The organism is Kribbella pratensis, assembly GCF_004366075.1.
In the GTDB taxonomy this organism is placed as follows: domain Bacteria; phylum Actinomycetota; class Actinomycetes; order Propionibacteriales; family Kribbellaceae; genus Kribbella; species Kribbella pratensis.
The window spans coordinates 91,522-105,400 of record NZ_SODU01000005.1; the positions used below are offsets into that span (position 1 = coordinate 91,522).

Consider the following 13,879-nt stretch of genomic DNA (forward strand, 5'->3'; position numbering starts at 1 on the left):
TGGACGAGGTCAGCGGCCGAAGTCGGAGTCCTTCGGGACTTCCAGGTCGGACTTGGCGAGCTCTTCGATGTTGACGTCGCGGAAGGTGACGACCTTGGCGTTCTTGACGAAGCGGGCGGAACGGTACACGTCCCAGACCCACGCGTCGGCCATCGTCACCTCGAAGTACACGTCGCCGCCCTCGGTGCGGACCTTCAGGTCGACCGCGTTGCACAGGTAGAAGCGCCGTTCGGTCTCCACGACGTACTTGAAGATCCCGACGACGTCCTTGTACTCCCGATAGAGCTGAAGCTCCATATCGGTCTCGTACTTCTCGAGGTCGTCAGCGCTCATGCCTGGCTCTCCACTCCGGTGGGACTGGTGACATTCTGTCCCATATCGGGCCGCAGACTGCGGCGGACATTCTCAAACCGCCGTCGATGTTGTGGGCACGGGCCGTATTCGTCCAGTGCCGCCTGGTGTTCAGGGGTGCAGTACCCCTTGTGGATCCCGAACCCGTACTGCGGGTACACCTTGTCCCAGTGCTCCATCACGCGATCCCGCGTCACCTTGGCGATCACTGACGCGGCAGAGATGCAGGCGGCCACCCGGTCGCCCTTCCACATCGCCAGGCCCGGTACGCCGAGACCGTCGACGCCGAAGCCGTCGGTCAGCACGTACGACGGCCGCACGTCGAGCCGGAACAACGCCCGGCGGAGCGCCTGCACGTTCGCGACGTGCATACCGAGCCGGTCGCACTCGTCCGCCTCGATGGACACCACCGACCAGGCGAGAGCACGCTTGCGGACCTCTTCGTAGCAGCGCTCCCGCGCCTTCGCGGTGAGCAGCTTCGAGTCGGCCAGACCCGGGATCTGACCGCGCTTGCCCTCCGGCAGGATCACCGCCGCAGCCACCAGCGGGCCCGCACACGGTCCACGACCGGCCTCGTCGACACCGGCGATCGGATCCAGGCCGACGCGCCGCAGGGCTCGCTCGTACCCGTACAGCCCGGCGTCCCGCCGTACCGTGCTCCCGCGCGGCAACGCGCTCATCCAGCCCTCCGCATCACACAACTCACCCTAGGCGTCCGAGGCGACAGAACGGTTACTTGGGTGGTGGCGTCAGCGATATCGAGGGTTTGTCAGGGGCCGGACCGGCCGTCGGGACGGCCTTGAACGTGTCCGGTACGCCGAGTTTGCCCCAGCGGCCCGCCGGCCAGACGATCATGATCGCCCGCCCGGTGACCTTGTCGAGCGGGACGAACGCCGCGTCGCCCTGGTTGCCGCCGTTCGCGTCGAGGTCCTGCAGGTGCACGCGGGAGTCCCCGGAGGCGGAGCGGTGGTCGCCCATCACGAAGATCCGGCCGGCCGGGACGGTGACCTGGAAGTCCATCTGGGACGGGGCGTCGCCCGGATACAGGTAGCTGGTCTCGTCGAGCGGCTGGCCGTTCACGAGCAGCCGGCCCTTCGCGTCGCAGCACGCGACCTTGTCACCGGGCATGCCGATCAGGCGCTTGATCAGGTGACCGTGGCTGGAGTCCGGGAGCAGACCGACGATCTCGAAGAACCGGCCGATCGAGCCGCGCTTCTGGCCGCTCTCCTCGGCACCGAGCCAGCCGCCCGGGTCCTCGAACACGACCACGTCGCCGCGCTTGACGTCGGTGAGCTTCTCCACCACGACCCGGTCGCCGACCAGCAGGGTGTTCTCCATCGACTCGCTCGGGATGATGAACATCTGCCCGACGAACGCCCGCAGGATCGAGGAGACGATCAGGGCACCGACCACGATCAGCACGAACTCGCGGGCGGCCGCCGCGAAGCCCGAGCGGTGGGCAGGTTTGGCGTCCGTCTTGGTCGGTGTATCGGTCACTTCTTCAGCCCCGGCTTCTTGAAGGTTTCCGGAGGACGCAGCATCGTCATCCGGTCAGACGGCCAGATTACGCAACAGGCCCGGCCAACCACGTTCTCGACCGGCACGAATCCGCCGCCGGGGCCGCCCATGTGGGCGCGGGAATCGGCGGACTCGGCCCGGTTGTCGCCCATCACCCACAGGTGACCGGCCGGAACCAGCACGTTGAAGGGCAGCTCGGACGGCTTGGCGTCCTTCAGGAGGTACTCCCGCTCGTCCAGCGGGATGCCGTTGACGGTGATCTGGCCCTGCTTGTTGCAGCACACCACCCGGTCGCCGCCGATGCCGATCACCCGCTTCACCAGGTGACCCTCGCCGCTGCGCGGCAGGATGCCGACGAACTCACCGATCCGGCGCACCGTGCCCGGCTTGACCTCTTCCTCGTTCAGCCAGTTGTCCGGGTCCTTGAAGACGATGATGTCACCGCGGTCGACGTCGCGGTGCAGGTAGCTGATCTTCTCGGCGAGGATCCGGTCGTCCTTCGTCAGCGTGTCGTACATCGACTCCGACGGGACGTAGAACGCCTCCGCGACGAACAGCCGCAGGACCACCGTGATGACGAGGGCGAGCACCGTCACGGTGCTCATCTCGACGAGCAGGCTGAGCAGCGGATTCCGCTGCTTCAGCCTGCGGTGACGTCCCTTGCTGCGACGTGCCCTCTTGGATACCGGTCGAGGGCGAGCGCGAGTCGCAGTGCTCGGCGCCATAGGTGACCGTCGTCGTTACGGGCGTCAGGAGGCCGGGACTTCGCGCTTCTCCTTGATCTTCGCTGCCTTACCGCGCAGCTCGCGCAGGTAGTACAGCTTGGCGCGGCGGACGTCGCCGCGGGTCACGACCTCGATCTTCTCGACGATCGGGGTGTGCAGCGGGAAGGTCCGCTCGACACCGACGCCGAAGCTGACCTTGCGGACCGTGAAGGTCTCCTGCAGGCCGCCACCCTGGCGACGGATCACGACACCCTGGAAGACCTGGACGCGGGACCGGTTGCCCTCGACGACCTTGACGTGCACCTTGACGGTGTCACCGGGGCGGAAGGCGGGGATGTCGTCGCGCTTGCTCGCGTTGTCGAGCTCGTTCAGGACGTTGCTCATCAGGTGTCTCTTCCTCGCGCGTGCCACAGGTCACCCACGAATGTCGGTGGTGATGAAGTCATCAAAAGGCTGCCGGTCGGTGGTCACCCCCTGTGGCAGGAGCACCGAAGGGCAGCAACAGACAATCTTGCCACACGCCCCACACGGCGACGAAATCCGGTGCGTCGACCGCGCAGGGTGATCACTTACGGCGGCGGCGTTTGCCGAGCCGGACCAGGTCGACCTTGGGCGTCTGGGGCTCGCGGCTGAGCTCCCGGTAGCCCGCTTTCCGGTACAGGGCGAGATTCCGGTCACTCTGCGCGCCCGTGTTCAGGGTGTACGACGTGACTTCGGCGGGCGCCACCTGCTCGGCGGCACGCAGTAGGCGGGTACCGAGCCCCCGGCCCTGCCAGTCGGGGGCAACGATGAGGCGTTCGATCTGTCCGACCGTGTCGTCCACCAGGAGCTGGACCGATCCGACGATGCGGGTGCCGGCGACAGCCTTCAGGACGGTCCCCCGCTCCAGGCGGGCGGCAGTCGCGGCAGGGTCGTCTGTCAGCGGCGGGATCGTGTAATCGTCGTACAACCGCGCCTCGGACAGGAAGGCGGCCAGCTGCAGTACGTGGATCTCACCCGCGTCAGCAGCCGTGGCGGGCAGCAGGCGGACCCCTGAGGTGGCGTCCTCCTTCTGAGCGACCACGTCGCCCCACGCTGCCAGGAGGTCCGGCCGACGTTCCGCAGTACGCCGTACGGACTCGTCGTGGCGCCAGTCGGCGATCAGAGCGTGGTTCCCGGACAGCAGCACCTCAGGTACGTCGTACCCGCGCCAGCTCGGCGGTTTCGTGTAGACCGGGTACTCGAGCAGGCCGTCGCCCGAGTGGGACTCCTCCGCCAGCGACTCCGGGTTGCCGATCACACCGGGCAGGAGGCGCGCCACCGCCTCGACCATCACGAGTACGGCAACCTCACCGCCGTTCAGCACGTAGTCGCCGATGGACACCTCGTCGACGCGCATCCGCTCGCCGGCGTACGACGCCACGCGCGCGTCGATGCCCTCGTACCGCCCGCACGCGAACGCGAGCCAGGGCTCAGCAGCGAGCTCGTACGCGAGCTCCTGGGTGAAGGGCCGCCCGGCCGGGGTCGGCACGATCAGCCGCGGCTGCGAGGGGCTGTCGACGGGGGCGACCGCGTCCAGCGCCTGTCCCCAGGGCTCCGGCTTCATCACCATGCCCGCTCCCCCGCCGTACGGGGTGTCGTCGACGGTCCGGTGGCGGTCGTGGGTCCACTCGCGCAGGTCGTGCAGGTGGATGTCCAGCAGACCGCTCTTGGCCGCCTTCCCGACCAGGGAGACGTCAAGGGCGGCCAGATACTCCGGAAAGATCGTGACGACGTCCAGCCGCATGTCAGTCCCCCGGCTCGGTCTCTACCACCTCTGCGCCCTCGGGGTCGAGCAAACCGGGGCGGTCTGCCACCACGACGTACCGCTTGTCGATGTCGATCTCCGGGACGAGTTCCTCGACCATCGGGACCAGCACGAGGTTCCCCGCGGTACGCCGAATCTCCAGGAGGTCCTGCGCCGGCAGGTGCACGATGTCGGTCACTTCGCCGACCTCGGCGCCGTCGGTGGTGCGGACCGCGAGGCCGATCAGGTCGCGGTCGTAGTACTCCTCGGGGTCCTCGGGGCGCTCGGCCTCGTCGATCTCGGACTGGATGACCAGGTTGCGCAGCTGCTCCGCCGCGGTCCGGTCCGGCACCTCCGCGAACTTCACCAGCAGCTTCCCGCTGTGCCAGCGGCTCGAAGCGATGGTCAGGGTCCGGGACACCTTGGCATCGGTCACGACGGTCGCTCCGTCGGCGAACCGGCGGTCCGGCTCGTCGGTGCGCACGTCGATACCGACCTCGCCCTTGATCCCATGCGCCCGGCCGATCCGCCCGACAGTCACCAACACCTGCATTACTCCTTTGTAGGACCTCTTGTACGAAATGAAGGGCCGCACCCCAGACCGGGTGCGGCCCCTCACAGGACTGCTGTGGACTACCGAGTCAGCGGCGCGGGCGCCGGTTGAACTCGTCGACGAAGTCGATGCGTAGCGAGGACTCGGTGCTGAGGGCGCCGACGACGGTGCGGATCGCGGTGGCGGTGCGGCCGTTACGGCCGATCACCTTGCCGATGTCGTCGGGGTGGACGTGCACCTCGAGGGTGCGGCCACGCCGCAGGTTCCGGGCCCGGACGCTGACGTCGTCGGGGTTGTCCACGATGCCTCGGACCAGGTGCTCGAGCGCCTCGGTCTCCATCATCGTCAGGCCTCGGTGGTCTCGGCCGCAGCCTCGTCGGCCTTCGGCTCGTCGGCCTTGGCCTCAGCCTTCGCGTCCTCCGCCTTGTCAGCCTTCGGAGCCTCGTCGGCCTTGGGCGCCTCGGCGGCGTCGTCCTTCTTCTCAGCCTTCTTCGCGGTCTTCTTGGCGGTGACCGCCTCGGTCTTCAGCGAGCCGTGGGCCTCGGCCAGCGCCTCGTTGAAGATCTCCTGCTTGTCCCGCTTCGGCTCGGCCACCCGCAGCGGCGCCGGGGCGTCCAGGCCCTTGAACTTCTGCCAGTCGCCGGTGGCCTTGAAGAGCGCCTCGACGGCCTCGCTCGGCTGCGCGCCGACGCCCAGCCAGTACTGCGCCCGCTCCGACTCGACGCGGATGAACGAGGGCTCGGTCTTCGGGTTGTAGATCCCGATCTCCTCGATCGCGCGGCCGTCCCGCTTGGCGCGGGCGTCCATCACGACGATGCGGTAGTGCGGGGTGCGCTTCTTGCCGATGCGCTTCAAACGGATCTTGACTGCCACGTTTGTGGGGTCTCCCTTGGAATTACTGTCTTGATGAACTGCACGACGCGTCGTGGGGACAACGCAGTGACAAGCTCGATGGGCCGGCCGGGCAGTGGAGTTAGAGGGCTGCACGAAACCTGGACGGACTCAGCAGGCCATTGTGCCAGAAACCACGCTGCCCAACCAATTCGCCTCAGGGGCGCAGGTAGGCCAAGTTGGGGAGCTGCTCGACGTACGTGTCCAGGAGGCTGCGGGCGACCGTCACAGAGTCTACGAGCGGGTGGTAGGCGAAGGCCTTCACAGCGGTGGCCCGGGAGGCAGTGGTGGCGGCCTCGATCGTCGCGCGCTCGACGGCCTTCACAGCACTGACCAGACCGGCCTGGTGGTCGCTCAGTTGCGACACGGTCACCGGGAGTGCCCCGTTGGCGTCAACGGTGCAGGGGATCTCCACGACGGCGTCGTCATCGAGGTGGCGCAGTACGCCGCGGTTGCGAACGTTGAGGATCAGCGAGGCCCGCTCGTTGTGTGCGATCGCCCGCATCAGCGAGAGCGCGACCTGCTCGTACCCACCGGCCGCCATGTCCCGCTCGTCCCGCTCCCCCGCGTCGGCGACCTCACGGCTTTCCACCATGTACGTCGACTCGCGCTCGGCCCGGGTCTTCTGCCAGAGCTCGAACGCCTGCTCGGGGTGCTGCCCAGTCTCGGCGTAGAACGCGGACTGCTGCTCCAGGAGGAACGTGCCACGCGTCTGCCGCACCCCCTGTACGGCGGCCAGCGTCTCGCGGGCGAAGTAGTAGTAGTGCAGGTACTCGTTCGGAATGGACCCCAGCGACCGCAGCCAGTCCACACCGAACAGCCGGCCCTCCTCGAAGGAGGCCAACGCGTCAGTCGACTGCAGCAGCTCCGGCAAGCGGTCCGCTCCACCGGACCGCAGGCCCCGAAGCCAGCCGAGGTGGTTGAGACCGGCGTAGTCGTAGAACGCAGTAGACGGGTCGACGCCGAGCGCCAGCGCCGCCCGGCGACCCAGACCGGACGGGGAGTCGCAGATGCCGATCACCCGGTCGCCCAGGTACGGAATCATCGCCTCCGTCACCATGCCGGCCGGGTTGGTGAAGTTGATGGTCCACGCTTCCGGAGCGACCGCCGCGATCCGCTGGGCGATCTGTACGGCGACCGGGAGTGTCCGCAGCCCGTAGGCGATCCCGCCGGCGCCAACCGTCTCCTGCCCCAGTACGCCGAGGTCGAGGGCGACCCGTTCGTCGACGGTCCGTCCCTCGAGGCCGCCCACGCGGATCGCGGAGAAGATGAAGTCGGCACCACGCAACGCCTCGTCGAGGTCCGTGGTCGCGGTCACGACCGGCGGGTCGAGCGGGGCCGCGTCGACATCGGAGTGGCCGAGGCCTGCCGCCTGCTGACGCAGCACTGCGGCGATGGCGGACAGGCGCGACGGATCGGTGTCATAGAGAACGACGGACGTGATCCGTCCGGCTCCACGGTCGCCGAGCAACGCGTGGTACACGAGCGGAACCCGAAAGCCGCCCCCACCCAGGATCGTCAGCTTCACGCCAGCACCACCTCTACTCCTGCTTCGGTCAGTTGGGCACGCGTTGCCGCGTCGGAGTCGGGTTCGGTGACGACCATGGAGAGCTCTCCCGGCTCGCACACCCGGGCGACGCCGTGCCCCGGGAACTTCGTCCGATCGGCGAGCAGGACCACCCGGTCGGCGGCGTTGATCATCGCCCGCTTGACCGGCACCTCGATCATCGTGCTGTCCATGACCCGGCCGTCCGGCCGGACCCCGCTGGTCCCCAGGAACAGCCAGTCGACGTGGATCTGCCGCAGGCTTTCCTCGGTCAGGTAGCCGACCAGCGACCGGTAGCTTCGCCGGACGAACCCGCCCAGCACGATCAGCTCGATCTGCTCGTCGTTCTGCAACTCCTCCAGTACGGCGAGGTTGCTGGTCACCACGGTCAACGAGCGGCCGTGCAGGTGCTGCGCGACCCGGAGTGCCGTCGTACCGATGTCCAGCAGCACCGACTCGCCGTCGGCGACCAGCTCGGCCGCACGCCGCGCGATGCGGTCCTTCTCCTCGGCATGGACGGCGTTGACGTCCGCGAACGGCTCGTCACCGCCGTCGACCGCGAGCGCACCGCCGTACACGCGGGTCAGACGACCCTCTGCGTGCAACTGCTCGAGGTCGCGCCGGATGGTGGCCTCGCTGACGCCGAGCTTCCCGGCCAGCACCTTGACGCCCCCGGCCCCGTCGGCCCGGAGCGCGCGGACGATCTGATCCTGACGCTGCTTCGGCAACACAGAGAGACCGTATCACGCAAACTCCGTCATTATCAGTCAAATTTGTGATCAGCTCTTGCGGATCCTGAGCAAGAGTTTCAAGATTCATGCACGAGTTTGATCGACCCTGCAGGAGTGTGCTGAGCATGCACGAGCTGGACGTTCCCGTCCTAGATGTCGTCGTGTCCGGTCTGGTATTTGAGGACCTGGTGCTCGGCCTGCCCATGGCGCCACGTCCGGGCACCGAGGTCTGGGCCACCGAGTCGCACGAGAGCCCGGGAGGTATCGCGAACTTCGCGGTCGCGCTCGCCCGGCTCGGCCTGCGGACCGGCATGGCCGCGGCCTTCGGGGCGGACGCCGCCGGTGACCGCGTCTGGACGTACCTGAGCGCCGAGGGCATCGATCTGACACTCTCCCGAAAACTCGCCGGCTGGCAGACGCCCCTCACCGTGGCCCTTGCCTACGACAACGACAGGGCACTGGTCACCCGGGGTACCCCTCCCCTGCTGTCGGCCGACGAGCTGATCACCACGCCGCCGGCTGCTCGAGCCGTCGCCGCCCACATCGGATCCTGGCCGAACGAGTGGCTGGCGAAGGCGAAGGCGGCCGGCAGTGTGGTGTTCGCAGACGTGGGCTGGGACCCGACCGAGCAGTGGGACCCGGCAGTGCTCGACCAGCTCCAGCACTGCGACGTGTTCCTGCCGAACGCCGACGAGGCCATGCACTACACGCGGACGGACTCACCAGAGCAGGCCATGCGCCGCTTGGCGGAGCAGGTGCCGCTGGTGGTCGTGTCCAACGGCGCTGCGGGCGCCACCGCACTCGACGCGAGTACTGGCGAGCAGGTCGCCGTACCTGCGTATGCGGTCCCGGCGGCGGACACCACCGGGGCGGGTGATGTGTTCGCCGCCGGCTTCATCGCCGCCACGCTCTGGGACCTGCCGCTGGCGCAGCGGGTGCGGTTCGCGGCACTCACCGCCGCGCTCTCCGTCACCCGGCTGGGCGGTGCTGACGCCGCACCGCGCTGGGCCGACCTGGTGGCCTGGCAGGCCCTGCTCGATACCGGGCATCCCGAAGACCACCACCTCCAGGCGCTGATCAGCGCACACTCATGGGCACACTCAGGAAGGTAGAACCATGGAGCTCTCACGTCGGACATTGCTCGGGGGCTTCGCAGCCGTAGCGGGCGGGTCGCTGGTCGGCTGCTCGTCAGGAATGAACAACACCGGGACGACGGCCAAGAAGAACACTGCCACCACGCTGACCATGTGGTGCTGGCCGGGCGGTCTCGGCAAGTCGGTGCTGGACGACACGATCGCGCACTTCCCGGACCCGAAGATCAAGTACTCCGAGATCGGCGGCGACTTCAAGCAGAAGCTGATCACCACCTTCAACGGCGGTACGTCGATCCCCGACATCACGGGCCTGAAGGGCGAGGACATCGCGTCGCTGCTGCCCCAGGCCGAGCGGTTCGTGGACCTGAAGACCGTCGGCGCGGACTCGATCCTCGGCGACTACCTGGAGTGGAAGGTCAAGCAGGCCACCACCCTGGACGGCAAGGTCATCGGTCTGCCGATCGACGTCGGCCCGACCGCGCTGTTCTACCGCGAGGACGTCTTCGCCGCGGCCGGGCTGCCGAGCGACCCCGCGAAGGTGGCCGAGCAGCTGAAGACCTGGGACGACTTCTTCGCCGCCGGTGTCCAGTTGAAGGCGAAGAACCCGAAGGCGCTGCTGGTCTGGGACGCCACCGACCTCTACGACATGGTCGTCGGCCAGGGCACCGAGCGGTACATCTCCAAGGACAACAAGTTCATCGGCGACCAGGACCACATCCGCAAGGCCTGGGACACCTCGGTCAAGGCGATGACGATGAAGATCGACGGCAAGACGCCGAGCGGTTCGCCGGACTGGAACGCCGGCCTCGATCAGGGCACGGTGCCCGCGCACATCGGGGCGGCCTGGGTCGCGCTCGACATCAAGTCCGCGGTGAAGAAGACCGCGGGCAAGTGGCGGCTCGCGCCGACCCCGGGCGGCGCGGCGAACTTCGGCGGCTCGTTCCTCGCGATCACCAAGAACGCCGCCGACCCGCAGAAGGCGTTCGACGTGATCAAGTACATGCTCAGCGCCGACAACGAGGCCAAGGCGTTCGCCGACGCGCAGATCTTCCCGTCGACGCCGGCGGCGTACGACAAGCCGCAGCTCAAGGCGGCCGACAAGTTCTTCGGCGGCCAGGTCCCGATCGACATCTTCGGCCCGGCCGCGAAGGCAATCCCGGTCGCGTACCAGAGCCCGTACGACGACTCGGTCGCGGCACCCTTCCACGACGAGCTCAAGACCGTGCAGACCGGCGCCAAGACCTCGGACGCGGCATGGTCCGCCGCCGTCTCGAAGGCGAAGGCGATCGCCAAACGCCAGGGAGTGCAGTGACGGCTACAACGATGCGGACCGCGCCGCTGACCAGATCATCGACCGGTCAGCGACGCCGGATCTGGTCGTACTGGCGGTTCTACCTGGCGCTGTCACCGTTCTACGTTCTGTTCGCGGTGTTCGGGCTGTACCCGATGCTGTCCACGATCGTGCTGGCGTTCCAGCGCTGGGACGGCCTGAGCGCCCGCAGGTTCACCGGCCTGGACAACTTCGCGTTCCTGGTGAAGGACCCGACGTTCTGGCAGTCGCTGGAGAACACCGTCGTACTGTTCCTGATGTCGACGGTGCCGACGCTGGTACTGGCGCTGTTGCTGGCGGTGATGCTGCAGTCCGCGGTCCGGTTCACCAACGTCTACCGGATCGCGTACTTCATCCCGAACGTCACGTCGCTGGTCGCGATGGCGATCTTCTTCAGCTCGATCTTCAGCACGAACTTCGGTCTGGTGAACGCCGCGCTGCGCTCCCTCGGCATCCCGCAGCAGGACTGGCTCGGGCAGCCGTGGGGGATCAAGATCGCGATCTCCACGATGATCGTGTGGCAGTGGGTCGGGTACAACACGCTGATCTACCTGGCCGGTCTGCAGGCGATCCCGAAGGACCAGTACGAGGCCGCCAAGGTGGACGGGGCGGGAGCGGTCCGGACGTTCTTCTCGATCACGCTGCCGCAGCTGCGTCCCGTCGTACTGTTCACCGTCGTCATGTCGACGATCGGCGGGCTGCAGACGTTCACCGAGCCGCAGGTGATGGTCGGCAACAGCGGTGGCACCGGGCAGAGCGGGATGACCGTGGTGCTGTTCTTCTACCGGGCCGCGTTCCTGGACAACGACTACGGGTACGCCGCCGCGATCGCGCTGAGCATCTTCGCGCTCGTGCTGTTGTTCACGGCAATCAACTGGCGGATCTTCCGTGGACGGAGTGAGGACCGATGACGCGGTACCGGCTGCGCGGGCTCGCGCTGCACGCCGCCCTCGTGCTGGCCCTGCTGGTGTTCATGTTCCCGTTCGCGTGGACGATCATCATGGCGTCGAACACGACCGCGGACATCTATCGTTTCCCGCCGAAGTTCACGTTCGGCGGGCACTTCGGCGACAACGTCCGGCACGTGCTGGAGAACGTCGCGTTCTTCCCGTCGATGGCGAACACCGCGACGGTGGCGATCTCGACCACGTTGCTGGTGCTGTTCTTCGACTCGCTCGCGGCGTTCACATTCGCCAAGTTCCGGTTCCCGGGGCGTAACGCGTTGTTCGTGATCCTGCTGGCGACCATGCTGCTGCCGGCGCAACTTGCCGCCGTACCGCAGTTCCAGACGATGGCGATCCTGGGCTGGGTCGGCTCGCTGAAGGCGCTGATCATCCCGGGTGCTGCGAACGCGTTCGGCATCTTCTGGATGCGGCAGTACTTCCAGAACTCGATCCACGACGAGCTGATCGAGGCCGCGACGCTGGACGGCTGCGGCTTCTTCGGGACGTACTGGCACGTCGCGCTGCCGTCGGCGCGGCCGGCACTGGCGTTCCTCGGCATCTTCACGTTCGTCGGTTCCTGGAACGACTACATGTGGCCGCTGATCGTGCTGACCAACCCCGACCACGTGACGCTGCAGGTCGCCCTGTCGACATTGAACCGCTCGCACGGCGTGGACTACAGCATGGTGATGACCGGAGCGTTGATGGCGATGATCCCGCTGGTGATCGTGTTCGCGATCTTCGCCCGCCAGTTCATCAAGGGCGCGACGGAAGGCGCAGTACGCGGCTGACCCTCCGATGTAAGCTGCGGAACCCAGAGCAGCAGCGGTACGTCGGAGGGGCAACATGGTAGGCAAGCGGGGGCGGGTGATCGGCCGGATCGCACCCGGGATCGTCGGCGAAGTGATGCTGCCGGTCCGGGGTGCCACCGAGGCCTTCTACGCTTACCCGGCGACCGACGAGGTGCTCGAGGTGGGGACGCAGGTTGTCGTCGTCGACTTCGACCCACCCCGCACCGTGTACGTCGCTCGCGCCATCTAATTTCGTTCCCTTGGAGGGGAAATGCTCTGGACGTACCTGATCATCGCGGCGGTCGCGGTGGTCGTCCTTCTGATCCTGTTCCGGATGGTCTGGCGGGTGGCGGAGCCGAACGAGGCGCTGATCATCTCCGGCCTCGGCGCGCACTCGAGCACCGACCAGGTCAACGAGACCCTCGGTTTCAAGATCGTCGTCGGCCGCGGCACCGCGGTGCTCCCGGGGTTCCAGACGGTACGGCGGTTGCCGCTGGACATCCGCGCGACGCCGCTGACCGTGACGTGCGTGTCCAGCCAGGGCATCCCGCTGCACATCAAGGGCGTCACGGCGTACAAGGTCGGTGACGACTACGGCTCGATCGCGAACGCGGCCCGGCGGTTCCTGGAGCAGAGCGACGAGCAGGTGATGGGCACCATCCACGAGCTGTTCGCGGGTCACCTGCGGGCGATCGTCGGCTCCACCACGGTCGAGGAGATGCTGCACGACCGGGAGACGCTGACCACCAACATCCGCGGCTCGCTGGCCGGGGACATGGAGAAGCTCGGCCTGGTCGTGGACTCGCTGCAGATCCAGGAGATCGACGACGAGTCCGGCTACATCAAGAACCTCGGCCGTCCGCAGGCCGCCGCGGTCGAGGCCGCGGCCCGGATCGCGCAGGCCGAGCGGGACCGGGAGGCGACCGAGCGCGAGCAGGCCGCCGCCGCCCAGAAGGCCGCAGCCGTCCGGGAGAGCTCGATCGCCCAGGCCGGTTACCAGGCCGAGGTCGACCAGGCGAAGTCGAAGGCGTCGCAGTCCGGTCCGCTGGCCGAGGCGCTGGCCCGCCAGGAGGTCGTCGTCGCCGAGACGGAGACCGCCAAGCTGAACGCGTCGCTGGCCGAGAAGCAGCTGGAGTCGACGGTGCTGAAGCCGGCCGACGCCGAGGCGTACCGGCAGCGCACGCTGGCGCAGGCCGCCCGTGACGCGCAGATCGCGGCCGCCGAGGCGAACGCCCGGGAGGTCCAGCTGCGCGGTGAGGCGCAGGCGAAGGCCACCGAGCTGACCGGTAAGGCCGAGGCGTCCGCCGTACAGGCCAAGGCGATGGCGGAAGCGGCCGGTATCAAGGCGCGCGCCGAGGCGCTGGCCACCAACACCGAGGCGGTCGTCGCGCAGCAGCTGGCCGAGGCCTACCCGGCGATCGTGACCGCCGCGGCGAGCTCGTTCGACAAGGTCGGCAACATGGTCGTGCTGAACGGTGCCCAGGGCATCGAGGACACCCTGGTGAAGACGATCACGATGGGCGGCTCCGGCTTCGCGCTGGCCAAGCAGCTGATCGACTCGCTGGCCACCAAGAAGGACGAGGCCCCGAAACTGGAGCCGGTTCCGGACGAATCCGCCTGACAATTAACTACAGGCGGAA

Annotated in this window: 17 protein-coding genes; 6 read left to right on the plus strand and 11 right to left on the minus strand. The window is 67.8% G+C overall.

The annotated features are described in order from the left end of the window. Positions 1 to 9 precede the first annotated feature (9 nt). The 11 genes from EV137_RS37105 to EV137_RS37155 form a co-directional block, all read right to left on the minus strand. Positions 10 to 333: a DUF2469 domain-containing protein gene (locus tag EV137_RS37105; RefSeq protein WP_012922325.1), complete on the minus strand. Its 324-nt coding sequence runs from the start codon at positions 331 to 333 to the stop codon at positions 10 to 12. Then, the gene (locus EV137_RS37110; protein ID WP_134011288.1) at positions 330 to 1,031 is read right to left on the minus strand and encodes a ribonuclease HII; all 702 of its coding nucleotides are present in this window, start codon (positions 1,029 to 1,031) and stop codon (positions 330 to 332) included. The genes EV137_RS37105 and EV137_RS37110 overlap by 4 nt, the downstream gene beginning before the upstream one ends. 52 nt (positions 1,032 to 1,083) lie before the next feature. Next, entirely contained in the window at positions 1,084 to 1,848 is a 765-nt protein-coding gene (gene lepB, locus EV137_RS37115) for a signal peptidase I (protein WP_134132850.1), read from the minus strand. Next, on the minus strand, positions 1,845 to 2,474 hold the full coding sequence (gene lepB / locus EV137_RS37120; protein ID WP_238151156.1) for a signal peptidase I: 630 nt from the start codon (positions 2,472 to 2,474) through the stop codon (positions 1,845 to 1,847). The genes lepB (EV137_RS37115) and lepB (EV137_RS37120) overlap by 4 nt, the downstream gene beginning before the upstream one ends. Positions 2,475 to 2,618: 144 nt before the next feature. Further along, a complete protein-coding gene (gene rplS, locus EV137_RS37125; RefSeq protein ID WP_131291903.1) occupies positions 2,619 to 2,978 on the minus strand; it encodes a 50S ribosomal protein L19 in 360 nt (119 codons plus the stop codon). Between the two features lie 181 nt (positions 2,979 to 3,159). After that, positions 3,160 to 4,359, minus strand: a complete 1,200-nt coding sequence (gene trmD / locus EV137_RS37130; protein WP_134132851.1) for a tRNA (guanosine(37)-N1)-methyltransferase TrmD — start codon at positions 4,357 to 4,359, stop codon at positions 3,160 to 3,162. A 1-nt stretch (position 4,360) separates the two neighbouring features. After that, entirely contained in the window at positions 4,361 to 4,906 is a 546-nt protein-coding gene (gene rimM, locus EV137_RS37135) for a ribosome maturation factor RimM (RefSeq protein ID WP_134132853.1), read from the minus strand. 94 nt (positions 4,907 to 5,000) lie between these two features. After that, entirely contained in the window at positions 5,001 to 5,252 is a 252-nt protein-coding gene (locus tag EV137_RS37140; protein WP_133788830.1) for an RNA-binding protein, read from the minus strand. Between the two features lie 5 nt (positions 5,253 to 5,257). After that, the gene (gene rpsP / locus EV137_RS37145) at positions 5,258 to 5,785 is read right to left on the minus strand and encodes a 30S ribosomal protein S16 (protein ID WP_134132854.1); all 528 of its coding nucleotides are present in this window, start codon (positions 5,783 to 5,785) and stop codon (positions 5,258 to 5,260) included. 175 nt (positions 5,786 to 5,960) lie between these two features. Next, a complete protein-coding gene (locus tag EV137_RS37150; RefSeq protein WP_134132856.1) occupies positions 5,961 to 7,331 on the minus strand; it encodes a 6-phospho-beta-glucosidase in 1,371 nt (456 codons plus the stop codon). Continuing rightward, positions 7,328 to 8,080 (minus strand): DeoR/GlpR family DNA-binding transcription regulator, encoded by a 753-nt coding sequence (locus EV137_RS37155; protein ID WP_133788702.1) that lies wholly within the window; start codon positions 8,078 to 8,080, stop codon positions 7,328 to 7,330. The genes EV137_RS37150 and EV137_RS37155 overlap by 4 nt, the downstream gene beginning before the upstream one ends. 125 nt (positions 8,081 to 8,205) lie before the next feature. On the opposite strand from EV137_RS37155, the gene EV137_RS37160 reads away from it, so the two are divergent. The 6 genes from EV137_RS37160 to EV137_RS37185 are packed head-to-tail and all read left to right on the plus strand — an operon-like array spanning position 8,206 to position 13,860. After that, positions 8,206 to 9,192 carry a carbohydrate kinase family protein gene (locus EV137_RS37160; RefSeq protein WP_134132857.1) on the plus strand — a complete coding sequence of 329 codons (987 nt, stop codon included), beginning with the start codon at positions 8,206 to 8,208 and terminating at the stop codon, positions 9,190 to 9,192. A gap of 4 nt (positions 9,193 to 9,196) precedes the next feature. Next, complete coding sequence (locus EV137_RS37165; RefSeq protein WP_134132859.1) at positions 9,197 to 10,486, plus strand: ABC transporter substrate-binding protein; 1,290 nt, start codon at positions 9,197 to 9,199, stop codon at positions 10,484 to 10,486. Positions 10,487 to 10,497: 11 nt separating this feature from the next. After that, positions 10,498 to 11,415: a carbohydrate ABC transporter permease gene (locus tag EV137_RS37170; RefSeq protein WP_134011528.1), complete on the plus strand. Its 918-nt coding sequence runs from the start codon at positions 10,498 to 10,500 to the stop codon at positions 11,413 to 11,415. After that, positions 11,412 to 12,239: a carbohydrate ABC transporter permease gene (locus EV137_RS37175; RefSeq protein WP_134132861.1), complete on the plus strand. Its 828-nt coding sequence runs from the start codon at positions 11,412 to 11,414 to the stop codon at positions 12,237 to 12,239. Before EV137_RS37170 ends, EV137_RS37175 begins: the two co-directional genes overlap by 4 nt. A 55-nt stretch (positions 12,240 to 12,294) precedes the next feature. Further along, positions 12,295 to 12,489, plus strand: a complete 195-nt coding sequence (locus tag EV137_RS37180; protein ID WP_130387656.1) for an NfeD C-terminal domain-containing protein — start codon at positions 12,295 to 12,297, stop codon at positions 12,487 to 12,489. A 21-nt stretch (positions 12,490 to 12,510) separates the two neighbouring features. Next, a complete protein-coding gene (locus EV137_RS37185; RefSeq protein WP_134011258.1) occupies positions 12,511 to 13,860 on the plus strand; it encodes a flotillin family protein in 1,350 nt (449 codons plus the stop codon). The last annotated feature ends 19 nt before the right edge of the window (positions 13,861 to 13,879 follow it).

Coding starts and splice junctions, on each gene's coding strand:
- EV137_RS37185 (WP_134011258.1), top strand. CDS start 12,511: ATGCTCTGGACGTACCTGATCATCGCGGCGGTCGCGGTGGTCGTCCTT.
- EV137_RS37175 (WP_134132861.1), top strand. CDS start 11,412: ATGACGCGGTACCGGCTGCGCGGGCTCGCGCTGCACGCCGCCCTCGTG.
- EV137_RS37110 (WP_134011288.1), bottom strand. CDS start 1,031: ATGAGCGCGTTGCCGCGCGGGAGCACGGTACGGCGGGACGCCGGGCTG.
- EV137_RS37160 (WP_134132857.1), top strand. CDS start 8,206: ATGCACGAGCTGGACGTTCCCGTCCTAGATGTCGTCGTGTCCGGTCTG.
- EV137_RS37180 (WP_130387656.1), top strand. CDS start 12,295: ATGGTAGGCAAGCGGGGGCGGGTGATCGGCCGGATCGCACCCGGGATC.
- EV137_RS37140 (WP_133788830.1), bottom strand. CDS start 5,252: ATGGAGACCGAGGCGCTCGAGCACCTGGTCCGAGGCATCGTGGACAAC.
- rplS (WP_131291903.1), bottom strand. CDS start 2,978: ATGAGCAACGTCCTGAACGAGCTCGACAACGCGAGCAAGCGCGACGAC.
- lepB (WP_238151156.1), bottom strand. CDS start 2,474: ATGAGCACCGTGACGGTGCTCGCCCTCGTCATCACGGTGGTCCTGCGG.
- EV137_RS37170 (WP_134011528.1), top strand. CDS start 10,498: ATGCGGACCGCGCCGCTGACCAGATCATCGACCGGTCAGCGACGCCGG.
- EV137_RS37105 (WP_012922325.1), bottom strand. CDS start 333: ATGAGCGCTGACGACCTCGAGAAGTACGAGACCGATATGGAGCTTCAG.
- EV137_RS37165 (WP_134132859.1), top strand. CDS start 9,197: ATGGAGCTCTCACGTCGGACATTGCTCGGGGGCTTCGCAGCCGTAGCG.
- trmD (WP_134132851.1), bottom strand. CDS start 4,359: ATGCGGCTGGACGTCGTCACGATCTTTCCGGAGTATCTGGCCGCCCTT.